Origin of the sequence: Jiangella mangrovi (assembly GCF_014204975.1) — a bacterium.
Lineage (GTDB): Bacteria > Actinomycetota > Actinomycetes > Jiangellales > Jiangellaceae > Jiangella > Jiangella mangrovi.
This window is the reverse complement of the sequence record NZ_JACHMM010000001.1, coordinates 1,913,046-1,937,465: the sequence shown is the minus strand read 5'-3', so window position 1 is coordinate 1,937,465 and position 24,420 is coordinate 1,913,046. Positions and strand designations below refer to the sequence as shown.

Genomic DNA, 24,420 nt, shown 5'->3' with positions numbered 1-24,420 from the left:
GCCTAACTCAGGGCCCGCGTCGGCAGGGTCCCCGATCGGCGACGTGCTGGAACCTCCCACGAGCGAGGGAGCGGGATCGCCCGCACGGGGGGCTCGGCGGCTGGCACTGCTCGGCAAGGTGGTGCCATGTCCCAGTGGCCGCGATGGTCCGCCACCTTCGTCCTGGTCGTCGTCGCCGGCTACGTTCTCGCTGCGCTGGCCTGGACCGTCGGGGCGCCGTACGCCTTCGCCCGGCCGTCGAATCCGGAGAGCACGTTCGACCAGCACTGGCTGGCCGACCTGCCTCCCGATGTGGTGCAGACCGCCACGATCGTGGGTGGGAGCATCCTGGCCCTTGCCGTGACCCTGATGCGCATGAGGCTCGGCGGCGCGTTGCGGCCGGTGCTCCTGACGCTCGGCTGGGTCTCGGCGCTGTTCCTGTCCCTCGTCCTCCCCGGGCCGCAGTCGCTCGACGCCATACCGGTGCTCAACCTGCTGAACGTCAAACGACTCTCGTGGGTGACGGTCCATCTGGTCCTGCTGGCCTACGCCGGCATGGCGCTGGCCGCGGCGACGACGGCGTACGCCCGGGCCACCCGAGGTGCGTGCGTGAGCTGCGGACGCAGCGACCGGCCTGGCTGGAACCGGGACAGGTGGGCGAAGCTCGGCCTCATCACCGCGCTCGCCGCCTTCGTCGCGCCGCTCGGCTACGCGGTCGTCCGGATCCTCTGGGCGTTCGGCATACCGGTCGGCACCACCGAGGCGTTTCTGGACCGGCTCGCTGCGGCCAACCCCGGACACGCGACGACCTACATGGAGCTCGCCCTGGCCGCGATGGCGATGGGCGGCGGTCTGCTGTGCTTCGGTCTGACACGGCCCTGGAGCCAGGTCTGGCCGCGCTCGGTCCTTGGCCTCGCCGGCAGGCCGGTTCCGCACTGGTTCCCCATCGCGATGGCGACAGTGTGCGGGGTCGGCCTCAGCGGCATCGGGACACTGCTGATCCCGGGTCTGATCCGGTTCGCCGCTGGAGAACCCGGCTACTACGCCGGAACCGACGTCCCGATGACTTGGGTGTCGCACATCCCGGCGATGTCCCTCGTCCTGTGGGGACCGCTCGTGCTCCTGTCCGCCGTCGCTTTCCACTTCCGCACCCGCCGGCCGTGCCGGCGTTGCGGGCGCGGCACCACGCCGACCGCTGTGAGGGCATGAAAGAGCCCTGCCGACCACGTCGACAGGGCATCAGGAGGGGTGGGCCTAACAGGACTTGAACCTGTGACCTCTTCCTTATCAGGGAAGCGCTCTAACCGTCTGAGCTATAGGCCCGGGATGTCGCACAACCAGTGCGCCGCAGCAGCGTACCTCACCCGCGGCGGCCAACCCAAACCGGCTGACCGCCGCTCAGCACAAGCGGCTCAGTCGTCCTCGGCGAGCGTGAGCTCGAGGCCGCCGAGCAGGCTCGCGGACAGGTTGTACAGGAACGCGCCCAGCGTCGCGAGCGCCGTCAGGAGCACGACGTCGACCACCGCGATGAGGGTGGTGAAGCCGAGCACCCGGGACAGCTCGATGTACTGGTTGATGTCGATGCCGGAGTTGGCGTCCGACGCCGTCATGTCGGTGATGATGTCGTCGATCGAGCTGAACACGCCGGCGGCGTCGAGCACCGACCAGAGCACCGCGACCGCGACGAAGAGCGTGATGCCCAGCGCCACCGACAGCAGGAACGCCGTCTTCATGACCGACCACGGGTCGACGCGCAGCAGCCGCAGGCGCGCCTTGCGGACCCGGCCGGGACGGCGCGAGCTACTGGAGCGCGACGGCGTGGGCTTCTGCTTGGGCGGGGTGGACGGACGGGGTGCCGCCGCCGGGACCGCCTCGAGGCTGGCCTGGGTGTCGACGGCGGTGGCGGACGGCGGCAGCGGCGCGGCCGGAACCGGGCCGGGCGGCGCCGGGAAGACCGTGGGAGCCGCACCACCCTGCTGGGCGACGAGCGACGGCGGCGGCACGGGGCCCTGCGGCGCGGGCTGGGCGGCGGGAGCGTGCCCCGCCCCGGCCGGCGAGCCGTTGGGCGACGACGGCGCGGGCTGCGCCGGACGCTGCGCGTTGCCGTTGGACGCCGGTGCGCCGTTCTGCCCGCCGGGCTGGCCCTGCTGGTCGCCGGGCCGGGCCCACGGGTTCTGCGTGGAGTCCTGCGCCGAGCGCGGCGTGGTGTCCTCGCGGCTGCGGCTACGCGTGGCGGTGCGAGCGGCCGCCGCACCGCGCGGGCCGGACTCGGCCTGCTGGCGTCGGTTGTCGACCGCAGGGTCGGGGGCGTTGTGCTGCCCGTTGGGCGATCCGTTGCCACTGGGGTCGCCGGGCTGGGCACCGTTGGACTGCTGGTTCTGTCCTCGGTCGGCCGGAGGCGCGCTCTTGTTGCGCGCGTCCTGGTCGGTCCCCGGACGCCCGGTCGCGCCGCTGCTCGTCACGAGCCATCACCTTCCGCGTCGATCTCGGAGTCCGTCACGTCCTCGACGGCCTCCTCCACCGAGTCCTCCTCGGCACTGTGCGCAATGGCGACGACGACATCGTCACCGCCCAGCGCGACGTACTTGACCCCCATGGTGTCACGACCCTTGGCGGGAACGTCCGCCACAGGGCTGCGCGTCACCCCTCCGGATGCCCGGATGGCGAGTACCTCGTCGCCGTCGCCGACGACCAGAGCACCCACGAGTGAGCCTCGGTCTTCGTTGATCTTCATGGCCTTGATACCCAAACCCCCGCGTCCCTGAACACGATATTCCTCGACAACGGTTCGTTTGGCGAATCCACCATCTGTGACGGTAAAGACGTACGAGTCGGTTCCATCGCGCACAACGGACATCGAGAGGAGTTCGTCGCCGTCGCGGAACTTCATGCCCACGACGCCGCCGGTGGCCCGGCCCATGGGCCGCAGCTGCTCGTCCGTGGCCGTGAACCGGATGGCCTGTGCCTTGCGCGACACCAGCAGGATGTCGTCGTCGGCGCTCACCAGCTCGGCGCCGATGAGCTCGTCGTCCTCTTCGCGGAACAGCACCGCGATGACGCCGCCGGAGCGGTTGGAGTCGTACTCGGTCAGCTTGGTCTTCTTGGTCATGCCGTGCTTCGTGGCGAGCACGAGGTACGGCGACTGCTCGTAGTCCTTGAGCGTGAGGACCCGGGCGATCTTCTCGTCGGGCTGGAACGCCAGCAGGTTGGCCACGTGCTGGCCCTTGGCGTCGCGCGCCAGCTCGGGCAGCTCGTAGGCCTTGGCGCGGTAGACCCGGCCGCGGTTGGTGAAGAACAGGATCCAGTGGTGCGTCGTGGTGACGAAGAACTGGTCGACGACGTCGTCCTCGCGCAGCTGGGCACCGCGGACGCCCTTGCCGCCGCGCTTCTGCGAGCGGTACAGGTCGGCCTTCGTGCGCTTGGCGTAGCCGCCGCGGGTGATGGTGACGACCACCGGCTCCTCGGGAATGAGGTCCTCGGCGGTGAGGTCGCCCTCGGCCGGGATGATGCGGCTGCGCCGTTCGTCGCCGTACTTCTCGACGATCTCGGCGAGCTCCTCGCGGATGATGGTCCGCTTGCGCTCGTCGGACTCGAGGATGGCCTGCAGCTCGGCGATGTCGGCGACCAGGGTGTCGTGCTCGTTCTGCAGCTCGTCGCGCGACAGGGCCGTCAGGCGGCGCAGCTGCATGTCGAGGATGGCCGTGGCCTGGATCTCGTCGATGTCGAGCAGTTGCATGAGGCCGGTGCGGGCCTCTTCGACGTCCTGCGAGCGGCGGATGAGCGCGATGACCTCGTCGATGGCGTCGATGGCCTTGAGCAGGCCCAGCACGATGTGCAGGCGCTCGCGCTTCTTGCGCAGCCGGAACTCGGTGCGCCGGCGGATGACCTCGACCTGGTGCGTGACCCAGTGCCGGACGAAGGCGTCGAGCGACAGCGTGCGCGGCACGCCGTCGACCAGTGCCACCATGTTGCAGCCGAAGGTGTCCTGCAGCTGGGTGTGCTTGTAGAGGTTGTTGCGCACCACGGTGGCGACGGCGTCGCGCTTGAGCACGACGACGATGCGCATACCGGTGCGCGACGAGGAATCGTCCTTGAGGTCGGCGATGCCCGGCACCCGGCCGGTGTCGGCGAGCTCGGCGATCTTGCGGATCAGCGCGTCGGGGTTGACCTGGTACGGCAGCTCGGTGATGACCAGGCACGTGCGGCCGCGGCTGTCCTCTTCGACGTCGACGACGGCACGCATGATGACCGAGCCGCGGCCGGTGCGGTAGGCCTGCTCGATGGCGGTGGTGCCGACGATGAGCGCGCTGGTCGGGAAGTCGGGGCCCTTGATGCGCTCGAGCAGCGCGGTGAGCAGCTCCTCGTTCGAGGCCTCGGGGTTGTCCAGGTACCAGTCGACACCGCTGGCGACCTCGCGCAGGTTGTGCGGCGGGATGTTGGTGGCCATGCCGACCGCGATGCCGCCGGAGCCGTTGACCAGCAGGTTCGGGAACCGCGCCGGCAGGACGTCGGGCTCGGCGCCGCGGCTGTCGTAGTTGGGGGAGAAGTCGACGGTCTCTTCTTCGATGTCGCGGACCATCTCCATGGCCAGCGGCGCCATGCGGCACTCGGTGTAGCGCATGGCCGCCTGGCGGTCGTCGCCGCGCGAGCCGAAGTTGCCCTGCCCCTGCACCAGCGGGTACCGCATGGACCACCACTGGCCCAGCCGGACCAGGGTGTCGTAGATGGCGGTGTCGCCGTGCGGGTGGTAGTTGCCCATGACGTCGCCGACGACGCGCGAGCACTTGGAGAAACCGCGGTCGGGCCGGTAGCCGCCGTCGAACATCGCGTAGAGGACGCGGCGGTGTACCGGCTTGAGACCGTCACGGACGTCGGGCAGCGCCCGGGAGACGATGACGGTCATCGCGTAGTCGAGATAGCTGCGCTGCATCTCGACCTGCAGATCGACCGGCTCGATCCGTCCCCCGGGTCCGAACGCGTCGCCGGCCGTGGTGGTGTCGTTGGTCACGAGTGGTTCCTCCAGGTGCGACCTGCCGGCCGCACGTCAGTTAAGACGCGCGAGACAGGCCCACGGTTGTCTTCGTCCCCGTTGTGTTTCATGTCGCGGCGTTTCAGGTGGTCGCCGGCGTGGGCGTCGGCTAGATGTCCAGGAAGCGGACGTCGCGCGCGTTGCGCTGGATGAACTTGCGGCGGCTCTCGACGTCCTCACCCATGAGCGTGCTGAAGACCTCGTCGGCCTGAGCGGCGTCGTCGAGCGTGACCTGCAGCAGCAGCCGCTGCTCGGGGTCCATGGTGGTCTCCCACAGCTCGTCGTCGTTCATCTCGCCGAGACCCTTGTAGCGCTGGATGCCCTCGTCCTTCGGCAGCCGCTTGCCCGCCTCTTGGCCGGCCTGGATCAGCGCGTTCCGCTCGCGGTCGGAGTACGCGTACTCGGGCTGGGCGTCGCGGCCGCCCCACTTGATCTTGTACAGCGGCGGGCAGGCCAGGAACACGTGGCCGTGCTCGACGACCGGCTTCATGAACCGGAAGAGCAGCGTGAGCAGCAGCGTCCGGATGTGCTGGCCGTCGACGTCGGCGTCGGCCATGAGCACGATCTTGTGATAGCGCAGGCGGTTGAGGTCGAACTCCTCGTGCACCCCGGTGCCCAGGGCGTTGATGATCGCCTGGACCTCCTGGTTCTGCAGGATCTTGTCGATGCGGGCCTTCTCGACGTTGAGGATCTTGCCGCGGATCGGGAGGATCGCCTGCACCTTCGGGTCGCGGCCCTGCTTGGCCGGGCCGCCGGCGGAGTCGCCCTCGACGATGAAGAGCTCGCATTCCTCCGGGTCGGTCGACTGGCAGTCGGCCAGCTTGCCCGGCAGACCGCCACCGCCCATGAGGCCCTTGCGGCTGCGGGCGGCGTCGCGCGCCTTGCGGGCGGCGACCCGCGCGATGGCCGCGCTCTGCGCCTTGCGGGCGATGAGCTTGCCCTCGGTGGGGTTCTGCTCGAACCAGGCGCCGAGCTGCTCGTTGACGATGCGCTGGACGAACCCCTTGGCCTCGGTGTTGCCGAGCTTGGTCTTCGTCTGGCCCTCGAACTGCGGCTCGGCGATCTTGATGCTGATGATGGCGGTGAGACCCTCGCGGACGTCGTCGCCGGTGAGGTTGGCGTCCTTCTCCTTCAGCACGCCCCACTCGCGGGCGAACCGGTTGACCAGCGTGGTCAGCGCGGCGCGGAAGCCCTCTTCGTGGGTGCCGCCCTCGTGGGTGTTGATGGTGTTGGCGAAGGTGTGCACCGACTCGCTGAACTGGTCGTTCCACTGCAGCGCCATCTCGAGGCTCATGGGCTGGCCGTCGCCGTCGGTGGACTCGGCCTCGTAGTCGATGACGCTGGGGTGGATGGCCGTCTTCGTGTTGTTCAGGTGGTTGACGTAGTCGACCAGGCCGTTGTCGTAGCGGTAGCGGACCTCACGCGGGCCGTCGGGCAGCTCGGAGTCGACGTCGTCCTCGGCTCCGGCGTCGGGCTCGTGCGGACGCTCGTCGCGCAGCACGATGGTGAGGCCCTTGTTGAGGAACGCCATCTCGCGCAGGCGTGTGGAGAGCGTCTCGAAGTCGTACGTGGTGGTCTCGAAGATGTCCGAGCTCGCGTAGAACGTGGTGGACGTGCCCGTGCGGTCGGACGCCTCGTGCTGCTCGAGCGGGCCGTCGGGGACGCCGAGGGAGTACGACTGGGTCCAGCGGTAGCCGTCGCGGTGGATCTCGAGGTCGATCTTGGTCGAGAGCGCGTTGACGACGGAGACGCCCACGCCGTGCAGACCACCGGAGACCTTGTAGCCACCGCCGCCGAACTTGCCGCCCGCGTGCAGGACGGTCATGACGACCTCGACCGCCGGCCGCTTCTCGACCGGGTGCATGTCGACGGGGATGCCGCGGCCGTTGTCGACCACGCGGACGCCGTCGCCCGGGAGCAGGGTGATGTCGATGTGGTCGCAGACGCCGGCCAGGGCCTCGTCGACGGAGTTGTCGACGACCTCGTAGACCAGGTGGTGAAGACCTCGCTCGCCGGTGGAGCCGATGTACATGCCAGGGCGTTTGCGGACCGCTTCGAGACCTTCGAGTACGGTGATGGCGCTGGCGTCGTAGGACGTGGTGTCCGTCACGAGCGGGGGACCTCCTGCCAGGGATCAGGCCGCACCGCGCCACCTGCAGGCCGCTGAGAGGGCCCAGGAGACCGCGCGGCCTGGATGGACACCCTCATTCTACCTTGTGCCGACACCAGAATGCGCGTTCTGCGGGCCTGAAAGCCCCGTGGAGCCGCGTAGATCGGCTCGCCTGTGTCCCCATACCCGCACCGGGAGGCTCGGCGACGCTGGGGGCCGTCTGGCGCCGCGGAGCGGATCGGCGGATTTCGGTCAGCCGTAGGTGTCGCGCGGACCGCGGCCGGGTACGCTGCGCGGTCCGCGACGCCAGCTCGGCGCCTGCGGCCCGCGGACGTCGACCCTGGTGACGGAGCCGTCGCCGATCTCCTCGTTGAACCGCCGGACCAGCTCGGCCGCGAACAGCCGCACCTGGGTGGCCCAGGCGGTGGAGTCGGCCCGCACGCTCAGCACGCCGTCCTCGTAGTGCTCGGGCTGGACGTGCGCCGCGACCTCGGGCCCGACCAGCTGGTCCCAGCGGGCCACCGCGCCGTGCACCGCGAGGTCCTCGCCCCACCCGTGCTCGCCGATGAGCTTGTCCACGGCGGAACCCACAGCCTGGGGATCGCGGTCGTCGGAGCCGGGACCGCTCCAGCCGGCGCCCGGGGCGCGTCGCCGCCGCCAGCCGCCCGGACCTCCGGAGCCGCCGGTGCCGGAGCCGCCGGTCCGGCGGGCCGGGGCGCGACCACCGGACTGGCCGGCCGCCTTCGCCCGCGCGACCAGCGCCTTCGCCAACTCCTCGCCGTCGGGGTTCCACGTGAAACCGTCCGGGGGCCCGACGGGGTCGACGGCCGGCCGGGGGAGCTCGACCTCGGGGGCCGGGACGGTGACATCGTCGTCGTCACTCATGGGTCACCGTCACCACCTCGTCCTCACGCCCGCCGGACCTCGCCGCCGAGCACGTCGACCCGGGCCCCGCTGAGCCCGGCCGGGACGTCGCCCGCCACCGCTGCCGTGACCAGCACCTGCTCGGCCCCGGCCGTGAGCTCGGCCAGCCGGTCGCGCCGGCCGGAGTCGAGCTCGGCGAAGACGTCGTCCAGGACCAGTACAGGGTCGCTGCCCGTGGAACGCAACAACTCGTAGGACGCGAGTCGCAGCGCGAGCGCGAACGACCACGACTCGCCGTGGCTCGCGTACCCCTTGGCCGGCATGGGGCCCAGCGACAGCACGAGGTCGTCGCGGTGCGGGCCGATCAGTGACACGCCGCGGTCGAGCTCGTCGCGCCGGACCCCGGCCAGCGCCTCGAGCAGCGCGGCGGCCAGCGTCTCGCGCGACGGCACCAGCTCGGCGTCGGGACCGAGCGAGCACCTGTACAGGAGCTGCGCCTCGCGGTCGCCGGACGTCCCCGATCCGCCGGCCACCGCGTCGTACGCCTTGGCGACCAGCGGGCGGAGCGCCTCGACCAGCTCGATGCGGGCGGCGAGCAACTCGGCGCCGGCCTGCGCCAGGTGGGTGTCCCAGACGTCGAGCGTGCTGAGGTCGGGCCCCCGCCCGCCGCCCCCGCCCCGGCTGGCCCGCATGGCCGCGCCCGCGGACTTGAGCAGGGCGTTGCGCTGCTTGAGGACCCGCTCGTAGTCGGACCGGACGCCGGCGAAGCGCGGCGCCCGCGCCACCAGCAGCTCGTCGAGGAACCGGCGCCGCTCGGACGGGTCGCCCTTGACCAGGGCGAGGTCCTCGGGCGCGAACAGCACGGTGGTCAGGACGCCGAGGAGCTCGCGCGGACGCGGGACCGGGGACCGGTTCAGCCGGGCGCGGTTGGCCCGGCCCGGCGTGATCTCGATCTCGAGCAGCGTGCTGCGGTCCTCGCCGCCGACGGTCTCGACGACGCTGCCGCGCACGACGGCCCGCTCGGCACCGAGCCGCACGAGCGGGGCGTCCTGCGCGACCCGGTGGCTGCCGAGGGTCGCCAGGTAGTTCAGCGCCTCGACGAGGTTGGTCTTGCCCTGGCCGTTCGGCCCGACGAACGCCGTGACGCCCGGATCGAGCGGCAGCTCGACCTGGGCGTACGAGCGGAAGTCGGCCAGCGACAGATGGGCGACGTGCATGGGTGGCCGCTCCCGGGGCTCAGGAGCGGGTGTCGCCCGCCCCGGACGTGGGCCCTGCGGCCTTGACCGCGTGGCCGCCGAACTGGTTGCGCAGCGCGGCGACGGCCTTCATGGCGGGGGAGTCGTCCTGGCGGGACTCGAACCGCGCGAACAGCGCCGCGGTGATGACCGGCGCCGGCACGGAGTTGCGGATGGCCTCCTCGACCGTCCAGCGCCCCTCGCCGGAGTCCTCGACGTAGCCCTCGATCTCGGCCAGCGAGGGGTCCTGCTCGAGCGCCCGGACGAGCAGGTCGAGCAGCCAGGACCGGACGACGGTGCCACGCGACCACGCCTTGAGCGTGCCGTGGATGTCGTCGACGATGCCGGACGCGGCCAGCAGCTCGTAGCCCTCGCCGTACGCCTGCATGAGGCCGTACTCGATGCCGTTGTGGACCATCTTGGCGTAGTGACCTGCGCCGACGCCGCCAGCGTGGACGAAGCCCTCTTCGCGCGGACCCTCGGGCCGCAGCGTGTCGAAGATCGGCATCAGCCGCTCGACGTCCTGCTTCGAGCCGCCGGCCATGAGGCCGTAGCCGACCTCGAGACCCCAGATGCCGCCGGACACACCGCAGTCGACGTACCCGACGCCCTGAGCGGCCAGGATGTCGGCGTGCTTCTGGTCGTCGGTGAACCGGGAGTTGCCGCCGTCGACGACGACGTCGCCCTCGTCGAGGAGGTCGGCGAGCTCCTGCACGGTAGCGCGGGTGGGGTCGCCGACCGGGACCATGACCCAGACCGCCCGCGGCGCGGACAAGCGCTCGACCAGCTCTTTCAGGCTGCCGACGTCGCTGACGTCGGGGTTGCGGTCGTAGCCGACCACCGTGTGACCGGCGCGACGCAGCCGCTCGCGCATGTTGCCGCCCATGCGGCCGAGGCCGATCAGGCCCAGCTCCATGACGTTCCCTTCCGTGGCCACCAGAGTTCCTCCCCCTCGAGATCGCGCCGAGGCGCGGCGCGCGCCGATGTCACCATCCTTGCGCGCCGGTGCCGCCGCGTGCGACCGGGTCCGCCGTCGAGGGTGGTCAGCCCGAGAGCCGGATGGGCATGGCCAGGTAGCGGTAGCCGCCGGTCGGCTCGGCCTCGAGGCTGGCGACACCCTGGATGACCACGGGCTTCAGCGGCGTGTCGGTGAAGGACAGGTGCACGAACGGTGTGCCCAGCGCCTGCAGGCCGTCGAGGAGGTAGGTGGGGTTGAAGCCGGTGGCGATGGCCGGGCCCTGCACCTCGGCGGGCAGCGCCTCGGAGGCCTGCGCGTCCTCGCCGCTGCCGGCCTCGAGCACGACCTGGCCCTCGTCGAAGGCGAGCCGGACCGGGGTGTTGCGCTCGGCCACCAGGGCGACGCGCTTCACCGACTCGACCAGCGCGGAGATCTCGACCCGCGCGACCGTGGCGGTCTCGGCCGGGAACAGCCGGCGGTAGTTGGGCACCCACTCGCCGTCGATGAGCCGGCTGGTGGTGTGGCGGCCGCCGGCGGCCAGGCCCAGCAGGCTGTCCTGGGTGCCCGTGCCGAGCGCCAGGGTGACCTCGCCGGCCGGGCCCAGCGTCTTGGCGGCGTCGACCAGCGTGCGGGCCGGCACCAGCGCGACCGCGGAGAGGTCGGGCGTGCCGGGGTTCCAGGTGAACTCCTTGACCGCCAGCCGGTACCGGTCGGTGGCACCCAGGGTGACGGTCTCGCCCTCGATCTCGATGCGGATGCCGGTGAGCGTCGGCAGCATGTCGTCGCGGCCGGCGGCGACTGCCACCTGGGTGACGGCCTCGGCCAGGACAGCGCCGTCGACGGTGCCGGACGCGTCGGGCATGGAGGGGAGGTCGGGGTACTCCTCGACCGGCAGCGTCAGCAGGGTGAACCGTGCGCTGCCGCAGGTGATGGTGACCTTGGAGCCGTCGGCATTGAGGTCGACCGGCTTGTTCGGCAGCGACCGGGCGATGTCGGCGAGCAGCCGGCCGGAGACCAGGACGGTGCCACCGTCGGCGACGTCGCCGTCGACGGACACGCGCCCGGACACCTCGTAGTCGAACGACGAGAACGTCACTTGGGTGTCGGACGCGTCGATGCGCAGGCCGGCCAGGACCGGCACCGTGGGCCGGTTGGGCAGGGTGCGGGCCGTCCAGGCCACCGCCTCTGCCAATACATCGCGATCGAGCCGGAACTTCACCGGTCCGTCCTCCCCTCGGGCGCGAGCCCGGGTCGTTGTGGTTCGACGTCATCCTTCCACGCACCGCTGACAGTGGCGGCCAGAGGCGCCAAACGACGGCCGTGAATCACACGATCCACAGGGAGCGGCCCGCCAAGCTTGTGCGCTGCCCATTGATCCATGTGTAGGTCAGTCATGGTCATAGCGTTGGTGGAAAGTGTGGAAAACCATGAACGTCGCAGGTGAGCGGCGTTACCGTTGTCCACGAGGGCTGTGGGTGCGAGCAGTGGGTGACGTGGACCGTCCGAGGTTGTCCACCGGTCGGTGACACTTTCCCCCGTCTGGTCCACGGCCGTGGCACTCATGTCCACAAACTTGTCCACAGCCTGTGAGAAGTCGATCACTCTGCGTGTTCGTGCTTCCCCGGCCGGTGCGGCGCCGGCGATCGTCACGACTGCCGGGCCTGCTGCTTGATGCGGTTGGTCAGTTCGGTGACCTGATTGAAGACACTGCGCCGCTCGGCCATCAGCTGGCGGATCTTGCGTTCCGCGTGCATGACGGTGGTGTGGTCGCGGCCGCCGAAGTGCTGGCCGATCTTCGGCAGCGACAGCTCGGTGAGCTCGCGGCACAGGTACATGGCGATCTGCCGCGCGGTGACGAGCACCCGGCTGCGGCTGGTGCCCTGCAGGTCCTCGATGGTCAGGCCGAAGTACGCCGACGTCTGCGCCATGATGGTGGCCGCCGTGATCTCGGGGCCGGAGTCGGTGGGCACGAGATCGCGGAGCACGATCTCGGCCAGCGACAGGTCGACCGGCTGCCGGTTGAGGCTGGCGAACGCCGTGACCCGGATCAGCGCGCCCTCGAGCTCGCGGATGTTCGTCGCGATGCGGCTGGCGATGTACTCCAGCACGTCCGGCGGGACGTTGAGGTGGTCCTGGGTGGCCTTCTTCGACAGGATCGCGATGCGGGTCTCGAGGTCGGGCGGCTGCACGTCGCACGTCAGGCCCCACTCGAACCGGTTGCGCAGCCGGTCCTCCAGCGCCGAGAGCTGCTTCGGCGGCCGGTCGGAGGTGATGACGATCTGCTTGTTGGCGTTGTGCAGGGTGTTGAACGTGTGGAAGAACTCCTCCTGCGTCTGGATCTTGCCCTCGAGGAACTGGATGTCATCGATGAGCAGGACGTCGACGTCGCGGTAGCGGCGCTGGAACGCCGAGGCCTTGTCGTCGCGGATGGAGTTGATGAAGTCGTTGGTGAACTCTTCGGAGCTCACGTAGCGCACCCGGGTGCCGGGGTACATCGTCCGCGTGTAGTGGCCGATGGCGTGCAGCAGGTGCGTCTTGCCCAGGCCCGACTCGCCGTAGACGTGCAGCGGGTTGTACGCCTTGCCCGGGGCCTCGGCGACGGCGACGGTGGCGGCGTGCGCGAACCGGTTGCTCGAGCCGATGACGAAGGTGTCGAACGTGTACCGCGGGTTCAGGTGCGGCTCGACGTCGTTGCGACGTGCGGTGTCGGACGACGGGCGCTGCGGCAGGAACGCGGGAGGCTCGGCGGCCGCCGAGACCAGCGGGATCTCCTCGGTGTCGACCGACGCCGACGGCGGCGCGTCGAGGTAGCCCCCGCTCATGGGGGGTGGCGGCGGGACGGGGTCGAGCTGGCCGGTGTCGGCCGGCGGGCTGACGCTGACGGCGAGCCCGACCGGGTGGCCCAGCACCGCGGAGAGCGCGTCGACGATGTGCGAGCGCAGCCGCTGCTCGACCTGGGCGCGGGCGAAGTCGCTGGGCACCGAGATGACGGCGGTTCCCTCGACGAGAGTGACGGGACGCGCCTGCGAGAGGAAGGCGCGCTGCTGCGGGCCGATCTCGATGGACTCGAGATCGGTCAGCGCCTTGGCCCAGGCGGTCGGGAAGTCGATACCGGCCTCGTCTGCCACGGTGGTTTCCTCCAAGCTCGGCGATGTCCCGCCGGCCGACGGCACATCCAGAAAGCAGTGGCGACTGGCTCGGCCACCCCCGTTCGCCGTTGTCCACACGCTCGTCCACAGGATGTGGAGGGTGTCGACACGTGGCGCTTTGTCTCCATCCGCTCCATTGTGACCTGCGCGAACGTGATACCGACGATGTGGGGTCGGTTCGTGCGGACAGCGTGCTGGAGCACGTGACGCTAACAACATGCGGCCTGGGCTTCAACTGATGTCCACAGGTTCGCCTGTGGATACCGGCGTGTCGCTGCCGTGCAAGGGTCCTATCCTGGTGCCACGATGAGCGGTTGCCGCGATCGTGGCGACTCGCAGACCGTCGAGTTTGACCTGAGGCGCGCCGAACGCGTACCGTAAATCGGTCCGACGAGGGCTCCTGTTGTCATGCCCGGGCTTCGATTCCCGGGGATGCGTGGATCCCGCACGGCACCCGAAAGCACGCACATCTCATCGATCGACACAGGAGCCCGGACGTGGTCAAGCGCACCTTCCAGCCGAACACCCGCCGTCGTGCGAAGACTCACGGCTTCCGGCTGCGCATGCGTACGCGTGCCGGCCGAGCCATCCTCGCCGCCCGCCGCAGCAAGGGCCGTGCCAAGCTGTCCGCCTGATCCGGCCGGCACGCTTGCGCTCGCTCGACGATCCGAGGTGCTGAAGGCCGAGCACCGGCTCCGGCGCTCGGCTGATTTCCGGGTGATCGTGCGCCGTGGCGTCCGCGTCGGGCGGCCGACCATGGTCGTGCATCTGCTGCCCGCCGGCGACACCGCCGCACCGGACACCGCGGACGCCGGGCCGGCGTCGGTGGGACTGGTCGTCGGACGCACGGTTGGGGGTGCAGTGGTGCGCAACACCGTGCGACGCCGCCTGCGTCACCTCCTCGCCGATCGGATCGACCTGCTCCCCGCCGGTTCCAAGCTCGTGGTCCGGGCGCTCCCGGGCATCGCCGGCGCCCCCAGCTCCGCCCTGGCGCGTGAGCTCGACGCCGCCATCGACCGCGCCGTCTCTCGAGCGGAGCGGCGCCGATGAAGATCATCCTGGTGGCCCTCCTCAAGGGCTACCGCGCAGTCATCAGCCCGCTGTACGGGCAGACCTGCCGCTACTACCCGTCCTGCTCGGCCTACGCCTTGAGCTCGGTGGAGCGGCACGGTGCCCTACGCGGAAGCTGGCTGGCCCTCCGTCGGCTCGGCCGGTGCCACCCCTGGTGCGCCGGCGGCGTCGACCTCGTCCCCACCCGGCAGAACTACCGCTGGTGGGGACGGGCAGCCGGGACGGACGGCGACGAGGAGCCGCACGCGGCGCCGTCGCATGGAGCTTCCGCGTCGCGGGCGGACCTGCCGCCGGGCGCACCGACCTCTCTCCGAGGAGTCTGATACACCCGTGGATACCATCCTCGCGCCGTTGTACTACCTGGTCAGCTGGATCATGATCGGCTGGCACTGGGTCTTCGAGCAGTTGATCGGCATCAGTCACGACGGCGTGAACTGGGCGCTGGCCATCATCGGCCTCGTCGTGGTCATCCGCATCCTGCTGATCCCGCTGTTCGTGCGGCAGATCAAGTCGCAGCGGAAGATGCAGATCCTCCAGCCGCAGCTGCGCGAGCTGCAGAAGAAGTACAAGGGCGACCGCGAGCGTCTCCAGCAGGAGATGATGAAGCTCTACAAGGACACCGGGACCAACCCGTTCTCGTCCTGCCTGCCCATCCTCCTCCAGGCGCCGTTCCTGTTCGCGCTGTTCCGGGTGCTCGACGGCGTGGCCAAGGGCCACGAGCGCGGTGCGTTCACCAGCCAGCCCGAGCTGTTCGAGTCCGCCGGCCACGCGCAGATCTTCGGTGCCCGGCTGGCCGACACCTTCCTCGGGGCCGACAGCATCAACACGCGGATCATCGCCGCGGTCATGGTCGTGCTGATGTGCGCGACGCAGTTCATCACGCAGCGCCAGATCATGCGGAAGAACATGCCGAAGGAGGCGCTCGAGGGCCCGTTCGCGCAGCAGCAGAAGATCCTCCTGTACGTGCTGCCGCTGGTCTTCGCGTTCTCCGGCGTCTACTTCCCGCTCGGCACGGTGCTGTACTGGCTCACGTCGAACCTCTGGACCATGGGCCAGCAGCTCTACGTCATCCGGCGCATGCCCGCGCCCGGCACCGAGGCCGAGAAGGCACACCAGCGCCGCCTCGAGGAGAAGGCCCGCAAGAAGGGCGACCCGCTGCCGACTCCCGACATCGCTCAGCCGGTGGCCGAGGAGCCGACCGAGGTCGTCCGGCGGCAGCCGAAGAAGACCACGCGCTCGCAGCGCAAGAAGAAGTAGCCGGACCGCACCGGCAGCAGGCCTCGACGGGCAGCGGACCCGTCCCACGCACGAACGTAGAAGGAGTCGATGGTGAGCGACGCTGGCACGGAACTCGATGCGACGCAGGAGCGCGAGAGCGAGACCGGGGTGAGCCTGGCGAAGCGACTCGAGCGCGAGGGTGACATCGCGGCGGACTACCTGGAGGAACTGCTCGACATCGCCGACCTCGACGGCGACATCGACATGGACGTCGAGGGCGATCGGGCGGTCGTCTCGATCATCGGCGACGGCCTCGACACGCTGGTCGGCGAGAACGGCAAGGTGCTCGAGGCGCTGCAGGAGCTCACCCGACTGGCGGTGGTCCGCGAGACGGGCGAGCGCAGCCGGCTCATGCTCGACGTCGGTGGCTTCCGGGCGAACCGGCGGGCCGAGGTGCTCGAGCTCGCGAAGCGGGTCATCGAGGCGGTGCGTTCCTCGGGCGAGCCGGAGTCGCTGGGCGCGATGTCGCCGTTCGAGCGCAAGGTCGTCCACGACGCCGTCGCGGACGCGGGCTTGCGCAGCGAGTCCGAGGGCGAAGAGCCGCGCCGCTACGTCGTGGTGATGCCCGCCTAGCGTGGAACGGTGGCGACGGCGTCCCGGCGCCGTTGTTTCACGTGAAACCACACCGTTGAAGTTCACTGGAGGCCGAGTCTTGGACGACGTCATCGCCGTGCCGGGCTCGGCCTCCGTGCTGTTCGGGGACCGGTTGCCGCTGGCGATCGCGTACGCCGACCAGCTGGCCGGCGCCGGCATCGAGCGTGGCCTGATCGGCCCGCGCGAGGTCCCGCGGCTGTGGGACCGGCACATCCTCAACTCCGCGGTGCTCGGCTCGCTGGTCGAGCCAGGGCTGACGGTGGCCGATGTGGGTTCCGGTGCGGGTCTGCCGGGTATACCTCTGGCGATCGCCAGGCCCGATCTCGAGGTCGTGCTGATCGAGCCGCTGTTACGGCGGAGCGAGTTCCTGGCGGAGACGGTGACGGCACTCGGACTCGACGGGGTGACCGTGCTGCGGTCGCGGGCCGAGGACGTGCAGCCGCGGGGACGGTTCGACGTCGTGACGGCCCGGGCGGTCGCACCCATGGACCGGTTGGCGGGGTGGACCCTGCCGCTGTTGCGTCCCGGCGGCGTCCTGCTGGCGCTCAAGGGACAGTCGGTTTCCGAAGAGTTGCGGGATTCAGCCGCGTCATTGGCGAGAATGGGCGCGACGTCGTGGAGAGTTGAGGAAGCCGGCGCAGGCATGGTCGACCCGGTGGCGCGCGTCGCCGTCGTGGTGGCCGGCCGTACGGGAACGCCGGAAGGACGTGCACGACAACGGAGGACGAAGAGATGACCGATGCCACCGTCGTGGCGGGCCTGGGTTGGCCCGCGACCGGTGGGGTCGTCGCCATCGACAGCGCTACGGGGGAACGGCGGTCGGCCAACGGCTGGCCGCGCATCAGTGGGACCATTGATCCGACGGGCGGACCGTCGAACCTGGAGCGTGAGATTTCGGTGAATGCGGGCGACCGACCGGCCGAACCGGCTGCGAGCACCCACGGACGTTCGGCGGCCGATCTGGCCGGCTTCGCGATGGCGGGCTCGCTGGCCGACATGGACACCCCCATCGCGCGCGAGGCCGCCGTCGCGCTGATGGCCGTGGGCCGCCGCACCGCGCCCATGCCGAAGCCGGACCAGACCCGGATCATGGTCGTGGCGAACCAGAAGGGCGGCGTGGGCAAGACCACGACGACGGTGAACCTCGCGGCGGCGCTGGCCGTGAGCGGGCTGCGCGTCCTGGTCATCGACCTCGACCCGCAGGGCAACGCGTCGACGGCCCTGGGCATCGACCACCACGCCGAGATCCCGAGCATCTACGACGTCATGGTCGAAGAGACGCCCATCGGTGACGTCGTGCAGAAGGTCGAAGAGATCGAGGGCCTCTGGTGCGTGCCCGCGACCATCGACCTGGCCGGCGCCGAGATCGAGCTGGTCTCCATGGTCGCCCGCGAGTCGCGCATGCGGAAGGCGCTCGACCAGCACCTGCAGTCGCCGGGCGTCGACTACGACTACGTGTTCATCGACTGCCCGCCGTCGCTGGGCCTGCTGACGGTCAACGCCCTGGTGGGCGGCGACGAGGTGCTGATCCCCATCCAGTGCGAGTACTACGCGCTCGAGGGCCTGAGCCAGCTGCTGAAGAACATCGACATGGTGCGGGCCCACCTCAACCGCGATCTCGCCGTCTCGACGATCCTCCTGACGATGTACGACGGTCGCACGCGCCTGGCCGCGCAGGTGGCCGAGGAGGTGCGCCGGCACTTCGGCGACACCGTTCTGAAGACGGCCATCCCGCGCTCGGTCCGCATCAGCGAGGCACCGAGCTACGGGCAGACCGTGATGACGTACGACGCCGCCTCCAGTGGCGCGCTGTCGTATCTGGAAGCCGCGCGCGAGATCGCGGAGCGGGGAGCATCGGGCAGCACACACGGGGAGACCATTCATGGCTGAGAAGAGGCGAGGGTTGGGGCGCGGTCTCGGTGCCCTGATCCCGACGGCGGACCCAGCGAGCAGCGAGGCGCTGCGCACGTCGCCGGTCGACGTCTTCTTCCCAGGCACGACCGAGGGCACCAACGGCTCCGCGGCGCATGTTTCACGTGAAACGGCGTCCGGCGACGACGATCTGCTGCCCGTCGACGGCGCGACGTTCGCCGAGATCCCGGTCGACTCGATCGTTCCGAACCTCCGCCAGCCGCGTCAGGTCTTCGACGAGGACGCGCTCGCCGAGCTGGTCTCGTCCATCCAAGAGGTCGGGCTGCTGCAGCCCATCGTCGTCCGGCAGCTCGAGAGTGGGCGCTACGAGCTGGTCATGGGTGAGCGGCGGTGGCGGGCCACCAAAGAGGCCGGCTTCCCGACCATCCCGGCCATCGTCCGCACCACGCGCGACGACGACATGCTGCGCGACGCGCTACTCGAGAACCTGCACCGCAGCCAGCTGAACCCGCTGGAAGAGGCGGCGGCCTACCAGCAGCTGCTCGACGACTTCGGCTGTACGCACGACGAGCTCGCCGTGCGCATCAAGCGCAGCCGGCCGCAGATCTCCAACACGCTCCGCCTGCTCAAGCTGCCGCCGCTGGTGCAGCGCCGCGTGGCCGCCGGCATCCTGTCCGCCGGGCATGCTCGCGCCCTCCTGGGGCTCTCTGACGGCGCCGGACAGGAGCGACTGGCCCAGCGGATCGTCGCCGAGGGCCTCAGCGTGCGAACAGTCGAGGAGATCGTGGCGCTGGACGACTCCAACGAGGCACCCAAGGCCCGTGCGCGCCGTGCGGCTCGTCCAGTAGCGCCGCGTTTGTCCGACATCGCGTCCGCGCTCTCCGAGCGGCTCGACACCCGCGTCAAGGTCGACCTCGGCCGCAGCAAGGGCAAGGTCACCATCGAGTTCGCCAGCATCGACGACCTCGAGCGCATCGTCGGCACCATCGACCCCCGCATGGTGAAGGCCGTCCGCGACGCGACCGACCCCACCGACTGACAGCGAGGTCAGTCGGCGTTCTGTCGTCGCCTCACGGCGGCTGCGAGCAGTTCGTGCGCGAGGACGCCGAGGTCGAGCCCGGCTGCCTGGACCGACTGGGGCAGCAGCGACGTTTCCGTCATTCCTGGTGCGACGTTGACGTCCAGCAACCACGGGATGCCGTCGCGGTCGACGATGACGTCGGTGCGCGACAGGTCGCTGAGGCCCAGCGTGCGGTGTGCCGCGACGCCGACCTCGGCGACCGCGGCGGCCGTCTCGGCCGACAGTCGTGCGGGCACGAAGAACTCCGTCACGCCGGCGGTGTATCGGGCGTGATAGTCGTACATGCCGGACTCGGGCACGATCTCGACCGCCGGGAGTGCTCGCGGGCCGTCGCCGGTGTCGAGCACGGACACGGCCACCTCGGTGCCGTCGATCCACTGCTCGATGAGCGCCGGCTCGCCGTACGCGAAGCACTCGACCATGGCCGCGGGCAGCTCGTCGGCCGAGCGGACCACCGTCGTGCCCAGGGCGGAGCCGCCGCGGGCCGGCTTCACGACCAGCGGCAACCCGAGCCGGGCGACCAGCGCGTCGAGCAGCACGCCGGCCCCCAGCTCGCGGAACGTCGACTGCGACAGCACCGCGGACTTCGGCGTCGCGATGCCGGCGCGCCGGACGATGGCCTTGGCCACCGGCTTGTCGAACGCCATGCGGCAGGCTGCCGGTGCCGAGCCCACGTAGGGCAGCCCGGCCAGCGACAGCACCTCCTGGATGGCGCCGTCCTCGCCCTGCACGCCGTGCAGCAGCGGGAAGACGACGTCAGGGGCGTCCTGGCGCAGCGATGTCAGCAGGTCGGCGTCGGCGTCGCGCTGTTCGACGTCGAGACCCACCTCGCGCAGTGCCTCGGCGACCCGTCGCCCTGAGCGCAGCGAGACGTCGCGCTCGTGCGAGAGGCCGCCGGCGAGGACGAGAACGCGGCCGAGATCACTCATGCTGGAAGGGAACCCCTCAACTCTGGTCGGGCCCCGGCGCGTCGAGGCCGGGCCGCTGTGCGGCTCCCCAGGCCCCGAACGTGGCTCGCAGCTCCATCTCTTGCTCGATGACCTGAGCCAGCCGGCGCACGCCCTCGCGGATGCGTTCGGGCGTCGGGTAACAGTACGACAGCCGCATGGATCGCGAGCCGAAACCGTCGGCGAAGAAGGCCGTGCCGGGCACGTAGGCGACCCGGTTGGTGACAGCGCGCGGCAGCATGGCCTTGGCATCGATGCCGTCGGGCAGCGTGAGCCACACGTAGAACCCGCCCGAGGGCTTGGTCCAGTGCGCGCCCTCGGGCATGAGGTCGTCCAAGGCCTCGAGCATGGCGTCGCGGCGCTCGCGGTAGGTTTCGCGGAAGTCCTTGACCTGTGCCATCCAGTCGTGGCCGGCGAGGTACTCGGACACCGTGAGCTGGCTGAACGCCGGCGGGCAGAGCACGCTGTTCTCTGCGGCGAGGACCAGTTTCTCGCGGACCGCGTGCGGCGCGAGGGCCCAGCCGACGCGCAGCCCGGGCGCGAACGTCTTGGAGAACGAGCCCAGGTAGATGACCTGCTCGCCGTCGTCGGCGCGGATGGCCCGCGGCACCTCGCCGTCGAAGCCCAGCAGACCGTAGGGGTCGTCCTCGATGATGAGCACGTCCGCCTGGCGGCAGATCTCGAGCACCTCGGCCCGCCGCGCCGCCGTCAGGGTGACGCCGGCCGGGTTGTGGTAGCTCGGGATGGTGTACAGGAACTTGATGGTCTTACCGGCGGCACGCACGGCGGCGATGGCCGCGCTCAGCTGCTCGGGCACCAGGCCGTGGTCGTCCATCTCGACGTGCACGACCGACGCCTGGTACGACCGGAAGGTCCCGAGCGCGCCGACGTAGGACGGCGCCTCGGCCAGGATGACGTCGCCCGGATCGATGAAGATGCGGGTCACCAGGTCGAGCGCCTGCTGCGAGCCGACGGTGACGGTGACGTCGTCGGGGTGCGCCACGATGCCGACGGGGCGCATGACGTCGCAGATCTGCTCACGCAGCGCGGGGTCGCCCTGACCGGAGCCGTACTGCAGCGCCGTCATGCCGCGCTTGGCCACGAGGTCGTTGACCAGCGATCCGACGACGTCGAGGGGCAGCCCGGAGATGTTCGGCATGCCGCCGGCCAGCGACACGACCTCGGGCCGGGAGGCGACGGCGAACAGCGAACGCACCTCCGATGCCGTCATGCCGTGCGTGCGCTTGGCATAGCGGTCGACGTAGGAGTCGAGGCGTGAGCCGGTGGCTGCTGCTGCGTCGGTCGACTTCCGGTGCGGGCTGGGCTGCTGGCTCACGTACACCTCCCGGAACGGACCGACACAGACAATGGGGCCGGAAACACCGGTACCCCAGGGTCAACTGTGCCTCATCAGGGCAGGTGGAGGCGAATCCATTGCCCGCGATTCGGGCACTCCGGTCTCAGCCCGTGGCGGGGCGACTCAGCCCGTGGCGAGGTCGTGGAAGCGCAGGGCGCCCGTGGCGGCGTCCTCGCCCGACGGCAGGTAGACACGCTGGATGGCGACGACAATGGCCTCGGCCACCACGTCGCGGAAGTCGGGGTCGGCCAGCCGGGCGGCGTCGCCGTCGTTGGTGATGTAGCCGAGCTCGACCCTGACGGCGGCCATCTTGGTGTGCCGCAGCAGGTCCCACGTCTTCGGGTGGGCCCGGCAGTCGACGAGGTCGGTGCGGGCGACGATCTCGCGCTGGACCAGGCCGGCGAACTGCTCGCCGATGGCGCTGGCCGTGCCCGGCTCGCGGCTGCCGTAGAAGTACGTGGCCACGCCGGACGCGTCGGCGTTGGGGTGGGAGTCGACGTGCAGCGAGATGAGCAGGTTGGCGCCGGAGTCGTTGGCGAACGTGGCCCGCTCGGACTCGGTGGGCGACGCTTCGGAACCCGGACCGCGGGTGAGGTACGTCTGTACGCCGGTGGCGGTGAGCCGGCCCTCGATGCGGGCCGCGAGGTCCTCGACGACGGAGGCCTCGTCGAGCCCGTGTGCGCGGTGGCCGCGGTCGGAACCGCCGTGACCCGGGTCGATGACGACCACCTTGCCGGGTAGCCGCTTGCCGGCCTGCCGCAGCGCCTCGACGGCGCGCAGGCTCTCGGGCCGCCCGCCGGTGACGATGGGCGCCAGCCGGCCGAGCGACTTGAACGTGCTGGGCCCGCACGTGCCGTCCGCGGGGAGACCGACGTTGCGCTGGAACTCGCGCAGCGCGTCGCCGGTGCGTGGACCGAACACGCCGTCGACCCGGCCGACGTCGAACCCGAGCTCGGAGAGCCGCCGCTGCAGCGCGATGACGTCGTCGCCGGCCTGCGGGTTGCCCACCACGTAGGACAGCAGGCGGTCGCCGAGGCGCCAGCGGGCCTCGTCGAGCACGCGGTAGGTGGTGTCGTCGACGACGCCGGTCGCGGTGAGGCCGCGCTCCTGCTGGAACTGCCGGACCGCCTGGTCGACGTCCTCGTCGAACGTGTGGGGGCCGGGCGCGGTGTCGTCGAGGAATCCGAGCTGTGTGAGCTTGGAACGGATCTCAGCGATGGCCGGACCGGTGTCGCCCAACTGGTAACGAAGCGAGGTCATCCGGGGGTGGGTCCTTCCTGGGGCGTGTCGCGCCGATTCTACCCACAGCGGACGCCCCCAACCGCCTCGCGGGCCGGGCGGATTTCGCGGCCCGGCCAGGGCGAATGACATCGGCAGTTCACGACGTTCGTGTTGCCGGTGTCACGGCTTGATCGCTATTGTCCCAGCATGAGCGGCTCGTTTCCCCGGGCGAGCCGGCGCTTCACTGTCGGCTTGGCATGCCTCATGGTCGTCACCGCGTGCAGTGGTGACGGCGACTCCGGCGATCCCTCGTCCCCGCAGGCCTCCGCCACGGACGCTGGGGTGTCTTCTTCGCAGGCCGAGGACGAGGTTCGATCACTGTTCGACCAGTTCATGGCGGCCGTCGTCGAGGCCCAGAGCGGCAACTCCGACGACCCCGCCGCTCTGTTCGAGGGCCTCGCCACCGACGAGACCATCGAGTTCAACGTCGACGTGGTTCGGCGCTACGAGCGCCAGGGTCTGGTCCGAGTCGGCGAGCCAGTCATCAGCGATGTCAACGTCCAGATCGTGTCCTCGTCAGGCGTCGTCAGTGCCTGCATGGACGAGTCGGACTGGCCGGCCGAGGTCGCCGGCGAACTGGTGCCGTTGCCCGAGGAGCAGCTCGAGCCGCACCCGGTCGTGTACGAGGTCGTCAACTCCGATGACTCCTGGCTCATCGGCGACGCGATCGAACCAGGAGGGACCATCACATGCTGAAGACCCCGACCGTCCTGCGCGCGGCCGTCTCGGCGATCGCCCTCGTCGTCGCGTTCCTGGGTGCGACGGCGCCGTCGTCGGCAGCCCCTGCGGCGGAGGTGCAGCCGCGCGACCAGTGCCACATCTGGGTCGAGGTCGTGCCCGGGGTCTTCGAGTACCTCAACATCTGCGACGACCCCGGCGACGACGGCGGAGGTGGCGGTGGCGGGGGCAGCGGCCCCATCTGCGACCTCGGCAACGAGCCGTACATCGAGTTCTGCCTCACCGACGACATGCCGTGCTTCGCCGACATCCCGTCGCCCATCCCGGTCGAGAGCTGGCCCATGGAAGACCGCCCGAGCAGCAGCCACATCTTCACCTGGGTCCATTGCGACGATCCCGACTCCGACGTGGAGTACAACGACGCCGACTGGATCAGGCCGTACCGAGACGCGCTACCCGACCTGTACGAGGCGGTCTACGGCCAACTGCAGACGCCCGCGTTCACACTGAGCTTCACCCCCGAGGGCATGAGCTACGTCGGTGCCAGGACGCGGTTCCTGCTCGATGGCCTGGGCGACGGCGAGATCATCGGCGCCGAGGCGGGCCCACTGCAGGCCACTGGCACCCTCAGCCACGTCGAGATCGACCCCGGTGACGGCACGCCGATCATCGAGTGCGACCCCGACCTGCGCAGCACCGCGTGCGAGCACGTCTATCTGACCATGTCGTACGACCAGAACGCCCTCGACCTCGAGGGCCGGCCGTCCTTCACAGCTCAGGCCCGCCTGATCTACGACATCACCTTCACCGTCGACGGTGAGGAGGCACCTGAGGTGCCCGGTGTCCCGAACACGCTCGAGAGCCCGTGGAACGGAACGCTGGTGCCGGTCGGCGAGATCCAGGCGCTGGTCCGCACCCGCTGACCCGGCCCGGCCCA

At 70.4% G+C, this 24,420-nt stretch carries 22 protein-coding genes and 1 tRNA gene; 11 read left to right on the top strand and 12 right to left on the bottom strand.

Annotated elements, in window-relative coordinates; genetic code table 11:
- Positions 1–126 precede the first annotated feature (126 nt).
- Positions 127–1,188 carry a hypothetical protein gene (locus HD601_RS33035; protein ID WP_221440720.1) on the top strand — a complete coding sequence of 354 codons (1,062 nt, stop codon included), beginning with the start codon at positions 127–129 and terminating at the stop codon, positions 1,186–1,188.
- 40 nt (positions 1,189–1,228) lie between these two features.
- Here the strand turns inward: HD601_RS33035 and HD601_RS08965 are convergent.
- From HD601_RS08965 to dnaA, 9 genes are all read right to left on the bottom strand, one after another.
- Positions 1,229–1,302 (bottom strand) — tRNA-Ile (locus HD601_RS08965).
- 89 nt (positions 1,303–1,391) lie between these two features.
- Positions 1,392–2,441 carry a DUF3566 domain-containing protein gene (locus HD601_RS35555; RefSeq protein WP_221440719.1) on the bottom strand — a complete coding sequence of 350 codons (1,050 nt, stop codon included), beginning with the start codon at positions 2,439–2,441 and terminating at the stop codon, positions 1,392–1,394.
- Positions 2,438–4,987 carry a DNA gyrase subunit A gene (gene gyrA, locus HD601_RS08955; protein WP_343076394.1) on the bottom strand — a complete coding sequence of 850 codons (2,550 nt, stop codon included), beginning with the start codon at positions 4,985–4,987 and terminating at the stop codon, positions 2,438–2,440. The genes HD601_RS35555 and gyrA overlap by 4 nt, the downstream gene beginning before the upstream one ends.
- Positions 4,988–5,117: 130 nt before the next feature.
- The gene (gene gyrB / locus HD601_RS08950; protein WP_343076393.1) at positions 5,118–7,118 is read right to left on the bottom strand and encodes a DNA topoisomerase (ATP-hydrolyzing) subunit B; all 2,001 of its coding nucleotides are present in this window, start codon (positions 7,116–7,118) and stop codon (positions 5,118–5,120) included.
- 252 nt (positions 7,119–7,370) lie between these two features.
- Positions 7,371–8,003, bottom strand: coding sequence for a DciA family protein (locus HD601_RS08945; protein ID WP_184821147.1), 633 nt, complete (start codon positions 8,001–8,003; stop codon positions 7,371–7,373).
- Positions 8,004–8,026: 23 nt separating this feature from the next.
- Positions 8,027–9,199 carry a DNA replication/repair protein RecF gene (recF, locus tag HD601_RS08940; protein ID WP_184821145.1) on the bottom strand — a complete coding sequence of 391 codons (1,173 nt, stop codon included), beginning with the start codon at positions 9,197–9,199 and terminating at the stop codon, positions 8,027–8,029.
- Between the two features lie 19 nt (positions 9,200–9,218).
- Entirely contained in the window at positions 9,219–10,154 is a 936-nt protein-coding gene (gene gnd / locus HD601_RS08935; RefSeq protein ID WP_343076392.1) for a phosphogluconate dehydrogenase (NAD(+)-dependent, decarboxylating), read from the bottom strand.
- Positions 10,155–10,260: 106 nt separating this feature from the next.
- Positions 10,261–11,394 carry a DNA polymerase III subunit beta gene (dnaN, locus tag HD601_RS08930; protein WP_184821143.1) on the bottom strand — a complete coding sequence of 378 codons (1,134 nt, stop codon included), beginning with the start codon at positions 11,392–11,394 and terminating at the stop codon, positions 10,261–10,263.
- A 427-nt stretch (positions 11,395–11,821) separates the two neighbouring features.
- Positions 11,822–13,303, bottom strand: a complete 1,482-nt coding sequence (dnaA, locus tag HD601_RS08925; protein ID WP_425503382.1) for a chromosomal replication initiator protein DnaA — start codon at positions 13,301–13,303, stop codon at positions 11,822–11,824.
- Positions 13,304–13,821: 518 nt separating this feature from the next.
- On the opposite strand from dnaA, the gene rpmH reads away from it, so the two are divergent.
- From rpmH to HD601_RS08885, 8 genes are all read left to right on the top strand, one after another.
- Positions 13,822–13,959, top strand: a complete 138-nt coding sequence (rpmH, locus tag HD601_RS08920) for a 50S ribosomal protein L34 (protein ID WP_053203721.1) — start codon at positions 13,822–13,824, stop codon at positions 13,957–13,959.
- Between the two features lie 37 nt (positions 13,960–13,996).
- Positions 13,997–14,374 (top strand): ribonuclease P protein component, encoded by a 378-nt coding sequence (gene rnpA / locus HD601_RS08915; RefSeq protein ID WP_184821140.1) that lies wholly within the window; start codon positions 13,997–13,999, stop codon positions 14,372–14,374.
- Positions 14,371–14,718, top strand: a complete 348-nt coding sequence (gene yidD, locus HD601_RS08910) for a membrane protein insertion efficiency factor YidD (protein ID WP_184821138.1) — start codon at positions 14,371–14,373, stop codon at positions 14,716–14,718. Before rnpA ends, yidD begins: the two co-directional genes overlap by 4 nt.
- A gap of 7 nt (positions 14,719–14,725) precedes the next feature.
- Positions 14,726–15,652, top strand: coding sequence for a membrane protein insertase YidC (gene yidC / locus HD601_RS08905; protein WP_221440718.1), 927 nt, complete (start codon positions 14,726–14,728; stop codon positions 15,650–15,652).
- Between the two features lie 69 nt (positions 15,653–15,721).
- A complete protein-coding gene (locus HD601_RS08900; RefSeq protein WP_184821134.1) occupies positions 15,722–16,246 on the top strand; it encodes a Jag family protein in 525 nt (174 codons plus the stop codon).
- Positions 16,247–16,325: 79 nt separating this feature from the next.
- The gene (gene rsmG / locus HD601_RS08895) at positions 16,326–17,003 is read left to right on the top strand and encodes a 16S rRNA (guanine(527)-N(7))-methyltransferase RsmG (RefSeq protein ID WP_221440717.1); all 678 of its coding nucleotides are present in this window, start codon (positions 16,326–16,328) and stop codon (positions 17,001–17,003) included.
- Between the two features lie 260 nt (positions 17,004–17,263).
- Positions 17,264–18,157: a ParA family protein gene (locus HD601_RS08890; RefSeq protein ID WP_343076490.1), complete on the top strand. Its 894-nt coding sequence runs from the start codon at positions 17,264–17,266 to the stop codon at positions 18,155–18,157.
- Entirely contained in the window at positions 18,150–19,178 is a 1,029-nt protein-coding gene (locus tag HD601_RS08885; RefSeq protein ID WP_184821132.1) for a ParB/RepB/Spo0J family partition protein, read from the top strand. The genes HD601_RS08890 and HD601_RS08885 overlap by 8 nt, the downstream gene beginning before the upstream one ends.
- 8 nt (positions 19,179–19,186) lie before the next feature.
- On the opposite strand, the gene HD601_RS08880 is transcribed toward HD601_RS08885, so the two are convergent.
- The 3 genes from HD601_RS08880 to HD601_RS08870 all read right to left on the bottom strand — a co-directional run bounded on the left by HD601_RS08880 (position 19,187) and on the right by HD601_RS08870 (position 22,784).
- Entirely contained in the window at positions 19,187–20,149 is a 963-nt protein-coding gene (locus HD601_RS08880) for a D-alanine--D-alanine ligase family protein (protein WP_184821130.1), read from the bottom strand.
- 16 nt (positions 20,150–20,165) lie between these two features.
- Entirely contained in the window at positions 20,166–21,503 is a 1,338-nt protein-coding gene (locus HD601_RS08875; RefSeq protein WP_343076391.1) for an aminotransferase-like domain-containing protein, read from the bottom strand.
- 144 nt (positions 21,504–21,647) lie between these two features.
- Complete coding sequence (locus HD601_RS08870; RefSeq protein WP_184821128.1) at positions 21,648–22,784, bottom strand: N-acetylmuramoyl-L-alanine amidase; 1,137 nt, start codon at positions 22,782–22,784, stop codon at positions 21,648–21,650.
- A 303-nt stretch (positions 22,785–23,087) separates the two neighbouring features.
- Here HD601_RS08870 and HD601_RS08865 point away from each other — a divergent pair, with 303 nt between their 5' ends.
- Both HD601_RS08865 and HD601_RS08860 read left to right on the top strand, forming a co-directional pair.
- Positions 23,088–23,501 carry a hypothetical protein gene (locus HD601_RS08865; protein ID WP_184821126.1) on the top strand — a complete coding sequence of 138 codons (414 nt, stop codon included), beginning with the start codon at positions 23,088–23,090 and terminating at the stop codon, positions 23,499–23,501.
- Positions 23,495–24,406: a hypothetical protein gene (locus tag HD601_RS08860; RefSeq protein ID WP_184821124.1), complete on the top strand. Its 912-nt coding sequence runs from the start codon at positions 23,495–23,497 to the stop codon at positions 24,404–24,406. Before HD601_RS08865 ends, HD601_RS08860 begins: the two co-directional genes overlap by 7 nt.
- The last annotated feature ends 14 nt before the right edge of the window (positions 24,407–24,420 follow it).